Source organism: Rhodococcus sp. SGAir0479 (genome assembly GCF_005484805.1).
Taxonomy (GTDB): domain Bacteria; phylum Actinomycetota; class Actinomycetes; order Mycobacteriales; family Mycobacteriaceae; genus Prescottella.
In genome coordinates, this window is the sequence record NZ_CP039432.1 from 411,896 (window position 1) to 428,238 (window position 16,343).

The following is a 16,343-nucleotide window of genomic DNA, read 5'->3' on the forward strand; positions in this document are numbered from 1 at the left end:
GCCTACTCTATCGACGTGAGCAAAGATCGTCCCGCGCCGGACCTGCCCGAGCCGTTGTCTCCGCTCGTCGACGCCCACACGCACCTCGACGCGTGCGGCGCCGCCGACGCTGCGAGCGTGCGCCGAATCGTCGACCGTGCGGCGTCCGTCGGGGTCGAGCGGGTGGTCACGGTGGCCGACGATCTGGCGGCGGCGCAGTTCGCGGTCGAGGCCGCCCACTGGGACGAGCGCGTCTTCGCCGCGGTGGCGATCCACCCGACCCGGGCGAACTCCCTCGACGACGTGACCAGGGCGGAGATCGAGCGCCTGGCGGCGGACCCGCGGGTGGTCGCGGTGGGTGAGACCGGTCTGGACCTGTACTGGCCGGGCAAGCTCGACGGCTGCGCGACACCGGCGGAACAGGAGGAGGGCTTCCGCTGGCACATCGATCTCGCGAAGCGTCTCGGGAAGCCGCTGATGATCCACAACCGCGAGGCCGACACCGATCTGTTGCGCGTCCTGGACGCCGAGGGCGCCCCCGAGACGGTGATCTTCCACTGCTTCTCGTCCGACGCGACGATGGCGCGTGCCTGTGTCGACGCCGGATACGTGCTGAGCTTCTCCGGCACCGTGAGCTTCAAGAACGCGAAGGCCCTGCGCGAGGCCGCGATCCTGGTTCCCGCCGACCAGTTGCTCGTCGAGACCGACGCGCCCTTCCTCACCCCGCACCCGTTCCGTGGCGCTCCCAACGAGTCCTACTGCCTGCCGTACACATTGCGAGCGCTCGCGGACGTGCGCGGGGACGATCCCGCCGAGCTGGCCAAGGCGTCGACCGCGACGGCCGAGCGCGTCTACCGGCTACCGAGCCGCGTCTGAGGGTCGGGTCGACGGCGGAGTGCGGCGGGGGCGGATCCGCGCATTCGGCAGCGGCGGTGCGGGCAGCCGCCGGACCGTCCCGGAGTAGCCCTCGACACTCCCGAACCGGTCCGATTCGGCTTCCCAGGCGTCCCGGAACGCCGCGATCTCGTCGTGGTCGCGGCCCACGAAGTTCCACCACATGAGGATCTCCTCGCCGAACGGCTCGCCCCCGAGCAGCACGACGCGGGCGGGTTCGTCGGTGCGGTTGGTCAGCGTCAGCGTCGACACCCCGGTCCCGGCGTAGCCCAGGTCGGCCCGGTCCAGATCGAGGTGCTCGGCGTCGGACGCGGCCATCCGTACCGCGCCGAGATCGACCAGCACCCCGTGCTCGAACGCCGGGTCCACGGCCAGGCGCACCTCGGCCCGCGGCTCGAGCGTCAGTTCGGCGCCCAGCAGGGGAGTGAAGGTGTGGACCGGGGACGACGATCCGGCGAGCGCGCCGAGGAAGACCCGCAGCGACGCGCCGGGGAGGGTGACCACCGGCGGCACGTAGTGCTCGAAGTTGCGCGGGGTGTCGCGGGCCGCGTCCGGTAGCGCCACCCACAGCTGGACCCCGTGCAGGATCGTGGTCTCCGGCGTCGAGACCTCGGAGTGGCAGATGCCGTGGCCACCCGTCATGAGGTTGACCTCGCCGGGCCGGACGGTCGCGTGGACGCCCTTGCTGTCGCGGTGTTCGATCTCGCCGGTGAACAGCCAGCTCACCGTCTGCAGCCCGGTGTGCGGGTGCGGGGCGACGTCCATGCCGCCGGTGACCGTGACGTCGTCGGGGCCGTAGTGGTCGGCGAAGCACCACGCACCGATCAGGGATCGCTGCCGCTGCGGCAGTGTGCGCCGCACCGGCATGGCCCGCGGCCCACCGAGCGGCACCTCGCGGGAGGTGATGGTCTCGAGGAGTGGCCGGCCCGCGACGGGCTCGTCGGGGCCGTGCTCGCACTCGATCTCGGCGGGGTGGGCTTCGACGTTGCTCATGCCTTCCAGCCTTCCATGCATGCGGGCACGGGCCGTCGTGGCTTCCCGTCCGAGAGTGACGTGACTCTCGTCCGCCTCGCCGTCGTGACCTATCCGTGACTGACCTGCGGCATTGCCGACACCGTTGTCGCAGCATATGTGCAGATCGAGACCGTTCAGTTGCCAGATCCCACACCCGCCGTTACCGTGCTGTGATCGAAACTGCCGTCGGCCCCAGGATTGCTCGTGTCGCCTTTTGCTCGGATCAACACCGCCAGGTCACCGCTCCTCTATGCGGTGGTGGCCGCGCTCTTCGCGACGCTCCTGGTGGGGGGTGGCCTGGTGATCGCCCAGCACAAGACCGTCACGCTCGACGTCGACGGCGAGACGATCTCGCTCAGCACGCTGCGGTCGGACGTCGGCTCGGTGCTGGACAGTGCCGGGTACCCGATCGGTGAGCACGACGCGGTCGCGCCGAGCGCCGACGCCACGCTCGACGACGGGGACACCGTCGTCCTGCGACGCGCCCGCGAGATCGTGCTGACGGTGGACGGCGAACGCCGCACGGTGTGGTCGACCGCGCTCACGGTGGACGACGCGGTTCGTCAGCTCAGCCTCGCCGGCGACGCGTACGTCTCCGCCTCGCGCGGGCAGCGCATCCCGCTCGAGGGCATCGAGTTCGACGTCGTGAACGCCAAGACCGTGAAGGTGTCCGACGGGGGTGCTCCGGCACGCGAGACGCGGGCCGCCGCGCCCACCGTGGGCGAGTTCCTGGCCGCGACGAACGCGACGCTCGAGCAGGCCGATTCGGTGGAGCCTGCGCCCGAGACGCCACTGACCGACGGCCTCGAGATCGTGGTGACGCGCAACCGGACGGAGACGCGGACCGAGACCCACCCGATCCCGGCGCCCGAGCAGCGCGTGGACGACCCCGAGCTCGAGCAGGACAAGACCACGGTCGAGAAGCCCGGCGCGGCCGGCGAGCGGACCGTCACGGTGTCGGTCACGACGATCAACGGCGTCGAGACGCACCGCGAGGAACTGTCGGCGGCGGTGGTCCGGGACGCGTCCCCGTCCGTCGTCCGGGTCGGCACCAAGCCCAAGGCGTCGGCGCCGTCGGTGGCGAACGGGTCCGTGTGGGACTCGCTGGTGCAGTGCGAGGCGACCGGCAACTGGGCGATCAACTCCGGCAACGGTTTCTACGGCGGCCTCCAGTTCACGCAGAGCACGTGGGCCGCGTACGGCGGCACGCAGTACGCGGCGCGGGCCGACCTGGCCTCGCGGGAGCAGCAGATCGCGGTCGCCGAGAAGGTGCAGGCGGCGCAGGGCTGGGGTGCCTGGCCGTCGTGTACGAGCAAGTTGGGTCTCCGGTAAGGAATCGCATGTCGCCGCTGTCGAAGATCAACACGAGTCGGTCACCGCTCATGTACGGGGTGGTCGCCGCCACGCTGGCGACCCTCACCGTCGGCGGGGGCGTCGCCGTCACGCAGCACAAGACCGTCACGGTCGACGTGGACGGTGAGCTGATCACCGTCGGCACGATGTCGTCGAGCGTCGACGGTGCGCTGTCGGCGGCGGGCTACTCCCTCGGCGAGCACGACGTGGTCGCACCCGCCGCGGATTCGGGACTGCACGACGGCGACACCGTGGTCCTGCGTCGCGGCCGCGAGGTCGCGCTCACGGTGGACGGTCAGCAGCGCACGGTGTGGACGACCGCGCTCACGGTCGACGAGGCCCTGAACCAGTTCCGGCTGGCCGGCGACGTGCACGTCTCCGCCAACAGGTCGCAGCGCCTGCCGCTCGAGGGCTCCGATCTCGACGTCCTGAGCCCCCGCACGGTGACGTTGGTCGACGGCGCGTCCGCCCCGGCCGAGGTCCGGCTCGCCGCGCCCACGGTCGGCGAGTTCCTCGCCGCGCACGGCACACCGCTCGAACAGGCCGACACCGTCGTCCCGGCCGCCGACGCCCCGCTCGCCGACGGCATGGAGGTCACCGTCACGCGCGGCCGGACCGAGACCCGGGTGCTCACCGAACCGGTCGCGCCGCCCGAGCAGCGTGTCGAGGACCCGACGATGAACATGAGCCGGACGGTCGTCGAGAACCCCGGCGGCGCCGGGGTCGCCGACGTCACGTACGAGGTCACGCTCGTCAACGGCGTCGAGACCGGCCGCAGGCCCGTCGCGACCACCGTCACCACGCCGGCCCGGCCCAAGGTCGTCCGCGTCGGCGCCAAGCCGGGCACCGAGGTGCCGCCCGTGCAGAACGGCGCGACGTGGGACGCACTCGCGCAGTGCGAGGCCACCGGAAACTGGGCCATCAACTCCGGCAACGGGTTCTACGGCGGCGTCCAGTTCGACCAGAACACGTGGGAGCGCCAGGGCGGACTCCGGTACGCGCCCCGCGCCGACCTCGCCACCCGCGAGGAGCAGATCGCGATCGCCTCGCGTACGCAGCAGACCCAGGGCTGGGGCGCGTGGCCGTCGTGCAGCGGCAAGCTGGGCCTGCGCTGACCGTCCGCCGCGTGCGTTAGGTTCTTCAGGTGTCAGACGCCGTACCGCCCCTCGCCCAGCCTCGTGGACAGGCCGCCCTCCTGGGGCCGGCCGAGGTCCGTGCCCTCGCCGAAGAGTTCGGGGTGCGCCCCACCAAGCAGCTCGGGCAGAACTTCGTGCACGACGCCAACACGGTGCGGCGCATCGTGACGTCGGCCGGTGTCGGTCGCGACGACACGGTCCTCGAGGTCGGCCCCGGGCTCGGCTCGCTGACGCTGGCGTTGCTCGACGTCGTCGACCGGGTCGTGGCCGTCGAGATCGATCCGCGGCTGGCCGCGCGCCTGCCCGAGACGGTCGCCGACCGGGCACCCGAGCTGGCCGACCGGCTGACGGTGGTCGGCGCCGACGCGATGCGCGTGATGCCCGGCGACGTTCCGGGGGAGCCGACCGCGCTCGTGGCGAACCTGCCGTACAACGTGGCCGTGCCGGTGCTGCTGCACCTGTTCGCCGAGTTCCCGAGTCTGCGAACGGCGCTCGTGATGGTGCAGGCCGAGGTTGCCGACCGGCTGGCCGCGGCGCCGGGAAACAAGGTGTACGGCGTGCCGAGCGTGAAGGCGAACTTCTTCGGGACGGTCAAGCGGGCGGGCGCCGTCGGTCGGGCGGTGTTCTGGCCGGTGCCGCAGGTGGAGTCCGGGCTGGTGCGCGTCGACCGGTACACCGACGAGCCGTGGCCGATGGACGCCGAGCACCGGCGTCGGGTGTTCGCGGTCGTGGACGCCGCGTTCGCCCAGCGACGCAAGACGCTGCGGGCCGCCCTCGCCGGCTGGGCCGGTTCGCCCGTCGAGGCCGAGCGTCGGCTGGTCGCGGCCGGGATCGAGCCGTCGACGCGGGGCGAGAAACTCGACGCCGCCGCGTTCGTGCGACTGGCGGCCGTGCCGGGCTCGGAGTAGCCGCGCCGACCGTCCGGATTGGTCTCGGTCGGGATTCTCGACCACAATGATGCTCGCGGTCGCCGCTTCGGGTGATCGTCCGGAAGCCGCTTCCGTGGGCACTATTCGAGGAAATCTGTTGTGAGCAAGCGCATGTGGGCATTGATGAGGCGATCGATGGGTGTGGGCGCCGTGGTCGCGGCGACGGCTCTGCTGGCCGGCTGCGGCGGCGAGTCCGTGGAAGGCGCACCCGTCGCGGCGGACGCCTCGACCACGTCCTCGGAGACGTCGTCGACCACGTCCTCGGAGAGCGCCCCCACCTCGGTGGCCGGTCAGCAGGGCTCGGACCGGGGTGGCCGGGTGGACATCGACGTCGAGATCGGTGACTGCGTGCGGCTCGGTGGCACCTCGGACGCGGCGACCATCGCCGAGGCGCTGTGTGGCAGTGCCGATTCCAACTACAAGGTGATCGCCAAGGCCGCGAAGAACGCGCAGTGCCCGTCGGACGCCGACCAGGTGTACTACGAGACGGCCTGGGGCAACGAGCGCGGCGCGTTGTGTCTCGACGTGGACTGGGTCGTCGGCGGGTGCATGAGCATCCCGGACGACAGCGAGGACGAGCCGCAGCGCGTGGACTGCAACGACCGGGACGCTTCCGGGATCGAACGTGTCGTGGAGATCCTCGAGGGCGTCGCGGACTACGAGCAGTGCTCCGAGGGCGGCTTCGTCCACGACGAGCGCGAATTCACGGTGTGCACGGAAACGGTGCGCCCGCTGTAGTCGGACGCAACGGATTTCGCGTCGAGCGGCCCGCGGGGAGCACCCCGCGGGCCGTCCCCTTTCCCGCTCAATGAGACCGGGCGTTCCACGCATAACGCCGCGGCCCTACCCTCACGCCAACCTGTGTCACAGGTCACAGGCATTTCGGCGTGGGAGGGTGTGTGGGCAGCAGATCGGTATTCGGCAAGGGGCTCGTCGCGGCGGTGGTCGCGAGTGCGCTGGTCCTGGCGGGCTGTGCGAACTCGGACGGCGGTGGCGGCGACTCCGGCGAGACCCGCACCCCGCCGGCGGTCGGACTCGTGGGCGATCAGGACGGCACGCCCAGTCCGGTCCCGCAGTTGACGTTCAGTGTGCAGGCGCTCGCGGCCACTCTCGATCCGGCGAAGACCGCGGCTCGCGGCGGCAGCGGCGGTGACGAGTTGGCGGCCGTCTACGACGTCCTGCTGAGGTACGACGACAAGTCCGGGGAGTTCGAGCCGCGGCTGGCGCAGTCGTTGTCGGCCGACGGCAGCGCGATGGTGTGGACGCTGAAACTGCGTCCCGGTGTCACGTTCAGCGACGGCACGCCCCTCGACGCGAACGCGGTGGTGGCGAGCATCAACCGCTACAACACCAACCGGGGCAACGGCGCCGCGGTGTGGGTCGACGCCGTCGAGTCCAGCACCGCGGTCGACCCGCAGACCGTCGAGTTCCGCCTGCGCAAGCAGTGGCCGACGTTCCCGTCGATGCTCGCGCTGGGCCACGGCATGATCGTCGCCCCCGGTGCGGGGGATGGTGAGGCGTTCAAGCCGATCGGTGCCGGCCCGTTCGTACTCGAGCGGTACGCGCCCAACGAGGAGCGGGTGCTCACCGCGCGTGCGGACTACTGGAACGGCAAGCCCGAGGCGGAGCGGATCCGGTTCATCGCGCTGAGCGGCTCCCGCGAGAACCTCGAGTCGCTCAACACCAAGGGCATCGACATCGCGTTCATGCGCGGCAACCCGCAGGCGATCTACGACGCCGTCGACGCCGACTACCCGGGCTCGTTCAGCATCCTCAACAGCGGCGGCGCCGAGTTGGTGAACAACCGCGAGGGCCGCCCGGGCGCGGACGTGCGGGTCCGCAAGGCGATCGCGCTCGCGATCGATCCCGAGCTGGTGGGCCAGCGCGGCGACGACGGACTGGGGCTGCCGGGCAAGGCGATGTTCGACGAGCGGTCCCGCTGGGCCGGCGACACCGCGGGCCTGCCCTACGATCCGGACGCCGCCCGCAAGCTGCTCGACGAGGCGAAGGCCGACGGCTACGACGGCACGCTGAACTACATCGTGCTGCAGGAGCCCACGGAGGCGGCGATCGGCCTGGCGGTGCAGTCCCTGCTGCAGGCGGTGGGCTTCACGGTGAACATCACCAACGCCAACAACGCCGGTGACATCGTCAAGCAGGTGTACGTCCAGCACGACTACGACATGGCGCACGCCGGCATCGGGCTGTACGAGGCGATTCCGTTCCTGGGTCTGCAGACCACGCTGTCGGGCACGTCCACGTCCAACTTCGCCGGGTACTCGAATCCGCAGATGGACGCGTTGCTCGGCAAGCTGCAGGCCGCCGATGGTGACGACCAGATCCGCGGCGTGATCTCCGAGATCCAGACGCTGTGGAACGAGACCGTCCCCAGTGTGCCGGTCAGCTCGGTGATGATCTACGTCGCCTGGCAGCAGAACGTCCGGGGCGTCGTACCCACCGCGACGGGAATCATGCTGCTGGACAAGGCGGGTCGCATCTGACCGCCGACGACACGGTGACACGTGACGAGGGCCCGGCGGCCGTGTGGTCGCCGGGCCCTCGGGCGTCGACTCACGCCGACGGGCGGAACCGCCGCAGCCGCAGGCTGTTGCTGACGACGAACACGCTCGAGAACGCCATCGCCGCACCGGCCAGCATGGGGTTCAGCAGCCCCGCCGCGGCCAACGGAATCGCGGCCGCGTTGTAGGCGAACGCCCAGAACAGGTTGCCCTTGATGGTGCGCAGGGTCTTGCGGGACAACTCGATCGCGTCGGCGGCCGAGCGTAGATCGCCGCGGACCAGCGTGATGTCGGCGGCCTCGATCGCGACGTCGGTGCCGGTGCCCATCGCCAGGCCCAGATCGGCCTGGGCCAGCGCGGCCGCGTCGTTGACGCCGTCACCGACCATCGCGACGACCTTGCCGCGCGACTGCAGGTCCTTGATCGCCTCCACCTTGTCGCCGGGAAGCACCTCGGCGATCACGGTGTCGATGCCGACCTGCGCCGCGACGGTGCGGGCCACGGTCTCGTTGTCGCCGGTCAGCAGCACCGGGGTGAGCCCGAGCGCCTGGAAGCGGCGCACGGCGTCGGCGCTGGTGTCCTTGACCGCGTCGGCCACCACGAACACCGCCCGCGCCTGCCCGTCCCAGCCGGCCGCGATCGCGGTACGGCCCAGCTTCTCGGCTTCCTGCTTCGCCCGGGCGAGCTCGTCGGGCAGGCGCAGCGACCAGTCCGCGAGCAGGCTCTCGCGCCCGGCGACCACCGCGTGGCCGTCGACGACGCCCTGGACGCCCTTGCCCTCGACGTTCACGAAATCCGCAACCGCGGGCAGGCTCCCGACGCGGTCCGCGGCGCCGGCGGCGACGGCCTGCGCGATCGGATGCTCGGACGCGTTCTCGAGCGCGCCCACCAGGCGCAGCGCCTCGTCGCGGTCGACGTTCTCGGCGGTGACGAGGTCGACCAGCGTCATCCGGCCGGTGGTGACGGTGCCGGTCTTGTCGAGCACGATGGTGTCGACGCCGCGGGTCGTCTCGAGCACTTCCGGTCCCTTGATCAGCACACCCAGCTGGGCGCCGCGGCCGGTGCCGACCAGCAGCGCCGTCGGAGTGGCCAGGCCCAGCGCGCACGGGCACGCGATGATCAGCACCGCGACGGCGGCGGTGAACGCCACCTGCAGGGGGTTGCCGGTTCCGATCCAGTAACCCAGTGCGGCCACCGCGATCGCGATCGCGATCGGGACGAAGACACCGGCGATGCGGTCGGCGAGGCGCTGGACCTCCGCCTTGCCGTTCTGGGCGTCCTCGACCAGGGCGGCCATCTGGGCGAGCTGGGTGTCGCTACCGACCCTCCGGGCCCGCACGACGAGGCGGCCACCGGCGTTGACGGTGGCGCCGACGACGTCGTCGCCCACTCCCACCTCGACGGGTACCGATTCGCCGGTGAGCATGCTCATGTCCACGGCCGAGCTGCCCTCGACGACGACGCCGTCGGTGGCGACCTTCTCCCCGGGGCGGACGACGAACAGGTCGTCGACCCGCAACCGGTCTGCCGGGATGCGGGATTCGACGCCGTCGCGCAGGACCGAGACTTCCTTGGCCCCGAGTTCGAGGAGCGCGCGCAGCGCCGCACCGGCGGTTCGCTTCGACTTGGCCTCGAAGTACCGGCCGGCCAGCACGAACGTGATGACGCCGGCCGCGACTTCGAGATAGATGTTGGCGGCGCCGTCCATCCGGTTGATCGTCAGCTCGAACGCGTGCGTCATCCCGGGCTCGCCGGCACTGCCGAAGAACAGCGCGTACAGCGACCACGCGAACGCCGCCGACGTACCGAGCGAGATCAGCGTGTCCATCGTCGCGGTGCCGTGCCGCAGGTTGGTCCACGCTGCGCGGTGGAACGGCAGGCCGGCCCACACGATGACCGGGGCGGCCAGCGTGAGCGAAAGCCACTGCCAGTTGGTGAACTGCAGGGCCGGAATCATCGCCATCGCGATCACCGGGATCGACAGCACCGCCGACACGATCAGCCGGGTGCGCAGGGCCGCCAGTTCGCGGTCCCGCGGATCCTCGGCGGCGGTGTCGGCGCCGCCGGCGGACGGGGGTGTGGGCAGGGTCGCGGTGTAGCCGGCGTTCTCGACGGCCGCGACCAGGTCGTCGGTGCTGACCGTGTCGTCGAAGGCAACCTTCGCCTTCTCGGTCGCGTAGTTGACGGTGGCCGTGACTCCGTCGATCTTGTTGAGTTTCTTCTCCACCCGCGCGGCGCACGAGGCGCACGTCATTCCGCCGATCGCGAGTTCGATGGTGTCGCTACGGCCGGTGGTGAGATCGGCGGCAGTCATCAGTGTCCTCCTTCGTGACCGTCGTGGGCGGGGGCGGACCCGGGCGCAGGCGCGTCTTCCGGGCCCACCGGCACGGTGAACTCCGCGGTGCGGACGGTTCCCTCGTGCCGGAAATCGAGGAACAGCCGGTACGTGCCGCCGCTCGGCGCCTGGGCGTGGAACGAGATGTCGGGGCCGGGCGTGGTGACGCCGTCGCCCGGGGCACCCTCGGGGTGGACGTGCAGGTAGGCCAGGTCGCCGGTGCGCAGCGCCACCAGATGACCGTACGCCCCCAGGTAGGGGTCCAGATCGGTGACGGGGACGCCGTCGCGGGACACCCGCAGTGTCAGCGGGCCACCGGTGGTGGTGAGGTCGCCGGTCAGGGTGACGGTGTAGCCGTCCACCGTGGTGGTGCGCGACGGCGGCGGCAATGGAGCCGGCTGCAGGTCGCCGGCGACGTCGACGTTCCGGCCGAGGGTGAGTTGCCCGGGCGCGCCGGACGCCTGGAAGTCGGCGAAGACGCGGTAGGTGCCACCGGTGGGCCAGATCCAGTCGATGGACCACCGGCCGTCGGAGCCGAGCGTGGGGTGCACGTGCCGGAATTCGCTGGTGTCGGAGCGGACGACGATCAGGTGCAGTTGCTTCTCGTGCAACTCGTCGTATGCGCGGACCGGATCGCCGGAGGCGTCCCGGATGCTGAAGCTCAGCCGGCCGGATTCCCCGGCGCGTGCCGGTGCGCTGATTTCGCCGAGGGTGTAGCCGTCCTGTGCGACCTGCAGCCCCGCGGGTACGGACCCTGCTACGGACCCTGCCCCGGGCTGCGCGGAGGACCCCGCGGAGGGGTCCGCGGTCGCGTGGCTGTCGGTGTGTGTGCTCGTCATGTCGATCGGACTTCCCGTGACGGCGCCCACGCCGAGGGCGGCGGCGAAGACGACCGCGAGCCCCCCGGTGTAGGCGATGAGCGTGGTGGACGTGCGCATCGGATTCCTCAGATCGGCTGTGCCGTGTAGCCCGCTTCCTCGACGGCCGCGGTGACCGCGGACTCGGGGAGCGGGGTGGCGGACGTGACGGTGAGGCGGCCCGACTGCAGGTCCACGGCCACATCGGAGACACCGTCGATGGCGCCGACCTCTTCCTTGACCGAGGCGACGCAGTGCCCGCAGGTCATTCCGGTGACGGTGTATTCGGCGGTGCTCATGTCTGCCTCCCAGTGTAGTTACCAGTACCCCGTGTGGGTACTGGCTCAACACTTCGAAAGGTACCCCTGGGGGGTATGTGTTGGCAAGCGGTCGCGTGAGACGTGCACCACTCCCCGCGGGTGTGACGAGGGTCCTGGGGCGCTTCGCGCTCACATGTGGTTGACTGGGTCTCGGTCGTAGTTTTTGTGTTTGTGTTAGTCCACGCTCGCAAATCCTTAAGTTGCGGGCGGATGGATTCTCTCCTCGGGAATCGAAGAAGCCGCCGTGTGACATCGGCCCGGGAACCCCTGACCTGGAGTTTCCCGAGTTTTGCACTTCGTAAGAGAGAGAAAGAAACATGGCAGAAGGCACCGTGAAGTGGTTCAACGCTGAAAAGGGCTTCGGCTTCATCGCGCCCGACGACGGCAGCGCCGACGTCTTCGTCCACTACTCGGCCATCCAGACCAACGGCTTCCGCACCCTCGAGGAGAACCAGCGCGTTCGCTTCGAGATCGGCCAGGGCAACAAGGGCCCGCAGGCCACGGACGTCACCGCCATCTGACATCCGCTGACGTGATGTGAACGGGGCCCCGCTCGACAGAGCGGGGCCCCGTTTCGCGTATCCGGCCCGGCTCGCCGTCGATTCGTCTTTCCGCCTGCGCTTCTCGGCGTTAGGGTTCGGCAACACTCGACGACAGGGAGGCCCAGGTGACACCTCAGGACGTCCGCGCACTCGGTGACCGAGCGGAGATCGGCGACGTGCTGCTCCGCTACTTCCGGGGCGTCGACCGACGCGACTGGGACCTGGTGCGCGGATGCTTCTTCGAGGACGCGCACAACGACTACGCGCCGTTCTACCAGGGTGGGCTGGACGAGTTCATGCAGTTCCTCGCCGACCCGGGCGGGTTCGGCCTGTTCGACCGCACCTTCCACTTCGCGGGCAACCAATTGATCGAACTGGACGGCGACACCGCCGAGGCGGAGACGTACGCGATGGCGCAGCACACCAGCGCGGCCGACGCCGGCAACCCGACCCGCAACTTCCTGGTCGTCTGGCTGCGGTATCTCGACCGTTTCGAGCGTCGTGACGGCCGGTGGGCCATCGCGGACCGGCGGATCGAGGTCGACTGGATCCGCAACGACACCGGCGGCGGCTGGATGCCGGTGCCGGGTCAGGCGTCGCCGTAACGGCGGACCAGCACGGCGTGGCGCTGCGCCGCCTGCCGGCACTCCTCCCGCAGTTCGGGTGGATCCAGCACGGTGAAGTCGACGTCGAAAGCGCTGAGCCAGCGGGCGATCGACCGCAGCGACTCGCCGCCGAGGGCCACGACGCAGTGGTCGTCGGGCCCGTCCTCGAGGGTTCCCCACGCCGCGTCGACCATCGGTGCGATGTCCTCGATCGGCGCGTGCAGCAGTACGCGTGCGCGGACCCGGGTCACCGCGCGATCGACGCCGCGCGCGACGAACTCCGCGGCGCCTCCGGGTGGAAGCTCGCGCGGTGCGAAGCGCGGCCCGGTCGGGATCTTGGGGTCCATGCGGTCGACGCGGAACGACCGCCAGTCGTCGCGCTGCGTGTCCCACGCGACGAGGTACCACCGCCAGCCCGACCGCACCAGCCGGTACGGCTCCACCTCGCGTCGGCTCTCGCTGCCGTCGTGCGCGCGGTAGTCGAAGCGAAGCCGCTCGTGGGCGTGGCACACCGACGCGATCGCCGACAGCACCCGCGCGTCGACGGCGCTGCGTGCCGGTTCGCGGGGCACCACGTCCACCTGCAGGGCTTCGAGCCGATGGCGCAGCCGCGACGGCATCACCTGCCGCAACTTCGTCAGCGCCCGCACCGACGAATCACCGATCCCGACGACCGACCCCGTCGCCCCGGACTGCAGTCCGAGCGCCACGGCGAGCACCTCGTCGTCGTCGAGGAGCAGGGGCGGCATCTCCGCGCCCGCACCGAGGCGGTAGCCGCCGCCCACGCCCACGGTCGCGTCGACGGGGTAGCCCAGCCCGCGCAACTTGTCGACGTCCCGCCGGACCGTGCGCGGAGTGATGTCCAGGCGCTCGGCCAACTCCACCCCGGACCAGTCCCGCCGGGTCTGGAGCAGGGAGAGCAGCCGGAGCAGCCGTGCCGAAGTTTCCCGCATGCCTCAGAGCATCTCACCGATTGCGGACGCCGGGTGTCCGCAATGGTTCGTGGTGTCGCCGTCCGGTCCCTGCCCCGGGGATGTGCCGTCTGAGGTGCGTTTTCGCCACCTCGGGCGCACCGCCTATTGTGGGAACCTGTGCTGTCCGTCGTTCCTCGCCCCGTCACCGTCCGGGCACCGTCCAAGGTCAACCTGCACCTGGCGGTCGGTGATCTGCGCGAGGACGGCTACCACGAGCTGAGAACCGTCTTCCAGGCGCTGTCGCTCACCGACGACGTGTCCGTCGTTCCCGCCGAGACGCTCACCGTGCGGGTGCGCGGCGAGGGCGCCGACGCGGTTCCCACCGACAGCGCCAACCTGGTGTGGAAGGCAGCGGAGATGCTCGCCGCCGAGGCGGGGATCGCGCCCGACGTCGAGATCTCCATCGTCAAGGGCATCCCGGTCGCGGGCGGCATGGCCGGCGGGAGCGCGGACGCGGCCGCCGCGCTGGTGGCGCTCGACGAGCTGTGGCAGTTGGGCCTCGACCGCGGCAGCCTCGCCGCCTTCGCCGCCCGGCTCGGCAGCGACGTCCCCTTCAGTCTCCACGGCGGTACCGCGGTCGGGACCGGACGCGGGGAGAAGCTGCTGCCCGTCCTGTCCCGCAACAGTTTCCACTGGGTGCTCGCGCTCGCGAAGGGCGGGTTGTCGACGCCGACGGTGTTCCGCGAACTCGACCGGCTGCGCGCCGAGGGACACCCGCCGCGCGTCGGTGACGAGGCCGACCTCATGCACGCGCTCGCCTCGGGTGACGCGGACGCCCTCGCCCCACTGCTCGGCAACGATCTCCAGTCGGCGGCGCTGTCGCTGGCGCCCGGACTGCGCCGCACCCTGCGGGCCGGCGTGACCGCGGGGGCGCTGGCGGGCATCGTGTCGGGTTCGGGTCCCACGTGCGCGTTCCTGTGCTCGGACGCCGAGTCCGCCGTCGCCGTGGGTGCGGAACTCTCGGGTGCGGGAGTCTGCCGCACCGTACGCGTCGCGAGCGGGCCGGTGCCCGGCGCACGCGTGATCGACCACGAGCCGGAGGGCAGCCACTGATGGCGAATTTGATCAATCTCGAACAGGTTTCGAAGTCCTTCGGCATCAAGCCGCTGCTCGACTCCGTCTCGCTCGGCGTGCAGGAAGGCGATCGCATCGGCGTCGTCGGCCTCAACGGCGGCGGCAAGACGACGATGCTGGAGGTGCTCGCCGGGATCGAGGAACCCGATTCGGGACGGGTGAGCCGTGTCGGCGGACTGCGGATGGCGGTCGTGACGCAGCGCGGTGTGCTGCCGGAGGGATCGACCGTCGGCGACGTGGTCCTGGGCCCGCTGGGTGTCGCGGACCACGAATGGGCCGGTGACGCGCGGATTCGCGGGATCCTCGCGGGTATCGGTATCGACAACCTCGGTCTCGACGCCGGGGTGGACGGACTCTCGGGCGGTGAACGCCGCCGCGTGGCCCTGGCCGCCGCGCTGGTGCAGGATCTCGATCTGCTGGTCCTCGACGAGCCCACCAACCACCTCGACGTCGAGGGTGTGCAGTGGCTCGCCGAGCACCTGGTCTCACGACGTTCGGCGCTCGTCGTCGTCACCCACGACCGCTGGTTCCTCGACACCGTCGCGACCCGTACGTGGGAAGTGGTGGGCGGCAAGGTCGAGAGCTACGAGGGCGGCTACAACGACTGGATCTTCGCGCGCGCCGAGCGGTCCCGCCAGGCCGACGCCGCCGAGGAGCGGCGACAGAACCTGGCGCGCAAGGAACTGGCGTGGCTGCGCCGCGGCCCGCAGGCCCGCACGTCCAAGCCCAAGTACCGGGTGGAGGCGGCCGAGGCGCTCATCGCCGACGTGCCCGCACCCCGGGACAGCATTGCGCTCGCCTCGTTCGCGAAGCGCCGCCTGGGCCGTGTCGTCATCGAACTCGAAGATGCGAAGCTCACCACGCCGGACGGCCGGGAACTGGTCCACGACCTGACGTGGCGGCTGGCTCCGGGGGAGCGGGTCGGTCTGGTCGGCGTGAACGGCTCCGGCAAGACGACGCTCCTCCGCACGCTCGCAGGTGAGCTCGAGCCGGCCGAGGGCAAGCGCATCCAGGGCCAGACCGTCAAGATCGGATGGCTGCGTCAGGAACTCGACGACCTCCCGACCGACATGCGCGTTCTCGAGGCCGTCAAGGACGTCGCCGAGCGGATCACGCTGGGCGACAAGGAGGTCTCGGCAGGCCAGCTCGCCGAGCGGCTCGGGTTCGCGCCGGCCCGGCAGCGGACGCCCGTCGGGGACCTGTCCGGCGGCGAGCGCCGCCGACTGCAGCTCACGCGCGTGCTGATGGCAGAGCCCAACGTCCTGTTGCTCGACGAGCCCACCAACGACCTCGACATCGACACCCTCCAGCAGCTCGAGGACCTCCTCGACGGGTGGGCCGGAACGATGGTGGTGATCTCCCACGACCGCTACCTGATCGAGCGGATCTGCGACTCGACGTGGGCGCTGTTCGGGGACGGCAAGCTCACCAACCTGCCCGGCGGCATCGAGGAGTACCTGCGCCGGCGTGCGGTCCTCGCGCAGCAGCCCGAGAACGTGGCGCAATCGGTGGCGTCGAGCGCCGGGGCCGCCGCGCCCAGGACGGCGCGCGACGGCGCCGCGGATCGGGCTGCCCGCAAGGAGCTGTCCCGTCTCGAACGCACGGTGGCCAAGCTCGACGAGCGTGAGGCGAAGCTGCACGCCCAGTTGGCGGAGGCCGCCACCGACCCGGCGAGGTTGATGACGCTCGACGCCGAACTCAAGCAGGTCGTGGCAGAGAAGGAAGCCGCGGAGGAACAGTGGATGGAACTCGCTGCCGAACTCGACTGACGGGCGCCGACCGAATCCACCGAATCGCTCCGGTGTCGCTGCC

Annotated in this window: 15 protein-coding genes; 10 read left to right on the forward strand and 5 right to left on the reverse strand. The window is 70.9% G+C overall.

The window, feature by feature from the left end; all coding sequences use genetic code 11:
- Positions 1–15: 15 nt before the first annotated feature.
- A complete protein-coding gene (locus E7742_RS01985) occupies positions 16–855 on the forward strand; it encodes a TatD family hydrolase (RefSeq protein WP_137797393.1) in 840 nt (279 codons plus the stop codon).
- Here the strand turns inward: E7742_RS01985 and E7742_RS01990 are convergent.
- Positions 838–1,866: a pirin family protein gene (locus E7742_RS01990; RefSeq protein ID WP_137797394.1), complete on the reverse strand. Its 1,029-nt coding sequence runs from the start codon at positions 1,864–1,866 to the stop codon at positions 838–840. The genes E7742_RS01985 and E7742_RS01990 overlap by 18 nt on opposite strands.
- Positions 1,867–2,091: 225 nt before the next feature.
- Between E7742_RS01990 and E7742_RS01995 the strand changes: the two genes are divergently transcribed.
- The 5 genes from E7742_RS01995 (at position 2,092) to E7742_RS02015 (ending at position 7,806) form a co-directional block, all read left to right on the forward strand.
- The gene (locus E7742_RS01995; protein ID WP_137797395.1) at positions 2,092–3,219 is read left to right on the forward strand and encodes a resuscitation-promoting factor; all 1,128 of its coding nucleotides are present in this window, start codon (positions 2,092–2,094) and stop codon (positions 3,217–3,219) included.
- An 8-nt stretch (positions 3,220–3,227) separates the two neighbouring features.
- On the forward strand, positions 3,228–4,355 hold the full coding sequence (locus E7742_RS02000; RefSeq protein ID WP_137797396.1) for a resuscitation-promoting factor: 1,128 nt from the start codon (positions 3,228–3,230) through the stop codon (positions 4,353–4,355).
- A gap of 29 nt (positions 4,356–4,384) precedes the next feature.
- A complete protein-coding gene (gene rsmA, locus E7742_RS02005; RefSeq protein WP_137797397.1) occupies positions 4,385–5,284 on the forward strand; it encodes a 16S rRNA (adenine(1518)-N(6)/adenine(1519)-N(6))-dimethyltransferase RsmA in 900 nt (299 codons plus the stop codon).
- A 132-nt stretch (positions 5,285–5,416) separates the two neighbouring features.
- On the forward strand, positions 5,417–6,043 hold the full coding sequence (gene lppU, locus E7742_RS02010) for an LppU family putative lipoprotein (RefSeq protein WP_441346902.1): 627 nt from the start codon (positions 5,417–5,419) through the stop codon (positions 6,041–6,043).
- A gap of 161 nt (positions 6,044–6,204) precedes the next feature.
- Positions 6,205–7,806, forward strand: coding sequence for an ABC transporter substrate-binding protein (locus E7742_RS02015; RefSeq protein WP_137797398.1), 1,602 nt, complete (start codon positions 6,205–6,207; stop codon positions 7,804–7,806).
- A gap of 70 nt (positions 7,807–7,876) precedes the next feature.
- Here the strand turns inward: E7742_RS02015 and E7742_RS02020 are convergent, their stop codons facing one another.
- From E7742_RS02020 to E7742_RS02030, 3 genes are read right to left on the reverse strand one after another with little or no spacing between them, the layout of a single operon-like run.
- Positions 7,877–10,138, reverse strand: coding sequence for a heavy metal translocating P-type ATPase (locus tag E7742_RS02020; RefSeq protein ID WP_137797399.1), 2,262 nt, complete (start codon positions 10,136–10,138; stop codon positions 7,877–7,879).
- Positions 10,138–11,097 carry a hypothetical protein gene (locus E7742_RS02025; RefSeq protein WP_137797400.1) on the reverse strand — a complete coding sequence of 320 codons (960 nt, stop codon included), beginning with the start codon at positions 11,095–11,097 and terminating at the stop codon, positions 10,138–10,140. The genes E7742_RS02020 and E7742_RS02025 overlap by 1 nt, the downstream gene beginning before the upstream one ends.
- An 8-nt stretch (positions 11,098–11,105) precedes the next feature.
- Positions 11,106–11,315, reverse strand: a complete 210-nt coding sequence (locus tag E7742_RS02030) for a heavy-metal-associated domain-containing protein (protein WP_137797401.1) — start codon at positions 11,313–11,315, stop codon at positions 11,106–11,108.
- Positions 11,316–11,653: 338 nt separating this feature from the next.
- Here E7742_RS02030 and cspE point away from each other — a divergent pair, with 338 nt between their 5' ends.
- Both cspE and E7742_RS02040 read left to right on the forward strand, forming a co-directional pair.
- Positions 11,654–11,857: a transcription antiterminator/RNA stability regulator CspE gene (cspE, locus tag E7742_RS02035; protein WP_137723532.1), complete on the forward strand. Its 204-nt coding sequence runs from the start codon at positions 11,654–11,656 to the stop codon at positions 11,855–11,857.
- 146 nt (positions 11,858–12,003) lie between these two features.
- The gene (locus E7742_RS02040; RefSeq protein WP_137797402.1) at positions 12,004–12,483 is read left to right on the forward strand and encodes a nuclear transport factor 2 family protein; all 480 of its coding nucleotides are present in this window, start codon (positions 12,004–12,006) and stop codon (positions 12,481–12,483) included.
- Here the strand turns inward: E7742_RS02040 and E7742_RS02045 are convergent.
- Positions 12,468–13,436, reverse strand: a complete 969-nt coding sequence (locus E7742_RS02045; protein ID WP_137797403.1) for a helix-turn-helix transcriptional regulator — start codon at positions 13,434–13,436, stop codon at positions 12,468–12,470. The two genes, E7742_RS02040 and E7742_RS02045, sit on opposite strands and share 16 nt — an antisense overlap.
- Positions 13,437–13,574: 138 nt before the next feature.
- On the opposite strand from E7742_RS02045, the gene E7742_RS02050 reads away from it, so the two are divergent.
- Both E7742_RS02050 and E7742_RS02055 read left to right on the forward strand, forming a co-directional pair.
- On the forward strand, positions 13,575–14,510 hold the full coding sequence (locus tag E7742_RS02050) for a 4-(cytidine 5'-diphospho)-2-C-methyl-D-erythritol kinase (RefSeq protein WP_137797404.1): 936 nt from the start codon (positions 13,575–13,577) through the stop codon (positions 14,508–14,510).
- Complete coding sequence (locus E7742_RS02055; protein WP_137797405.1) at positions 14,510–16,300, forward strand: ABC-F family ATP-binding cassette domain-containing protein; 1,791 nt, start codon at positions 14,510–14,512, stop codon at positions 16,298–16,300. Before E7742_RS02050 ends, E7742_RS02055 begins: the two co-directional genes overlap by 1 nt.
- Positions 16,301–16,343: the final 43 nt, after the last annotated feature.

What these genes read in the sequence shown, in the direction of transcription:
- E7742_RS02020 (WP_137797399.1), bottom strand. Translation starts at nt 10,138, where the DNA reads ATGACTGCCGCCGATCTCACCACCGGCCGTAGCGACACCATCGAACTC.
- E7742_RS02030 (WP_137797401.1), bottom strand. Translation starts at nt 11,315, where the DNA reads ATGAGCACCGCCGAATACACCGTCACCGGAATGACCTGCGGGCACTGC.
- E7742_RS02025 (WP_137797400.1), bottom strand. Translation starts at nt 11,097, where the DNA reads ATGCGCACGTCCACCACGCTCATCGCCTACACCGGGGGGCTCGCGGTC.
- E7742_RS02055 (WP_137797405.1), top strand. Translation starts at nt 14,510, where the DNA reads ATGGCGAATTTGATCAATCTCGAACAGGTTTCGAAGTCCTTCGGCATC.
- cspE (WP_137723532.1), top strand. Translation starts at nt 11,654, where the DNA reads ATGGCAGAAGGCACCGTGAAGTGGTTCAACGCTGAAAAGGGCTTCGGC.
- E7742_RS02045 (WP_137797403.1), bottom strand. Translation starts at nt 13,436, where the DNA reads ATGCGGGAAACTTCGGCACGGCTGCTCCGGCTGCTCTCCCTGCTCCAG.
- E7742_RS02000 (WP_137797396.1), top strand. Translation starts at nt 3,228, where the DNA reads ATGTCGCCGCTGTCGAAGATCAACACGAGTCGGTCACCGCTCATGTAC.
- E7742_RS01990 (WP_137797394.1), bottom strand. Translation starts at nt 1,866, where the DNA reads ATGAGCAACGTCGAAGCCCACCCCGCCGAGATCGAGTGCGAGCACGGC.
- lppU (WP_441346902.1), top strand. Translation starts at nt 5,417, where the DNA reads ATGTGGGCATTGATGAGGCGATCGATGGGTGTGGGCGCCGTGGTCGCG.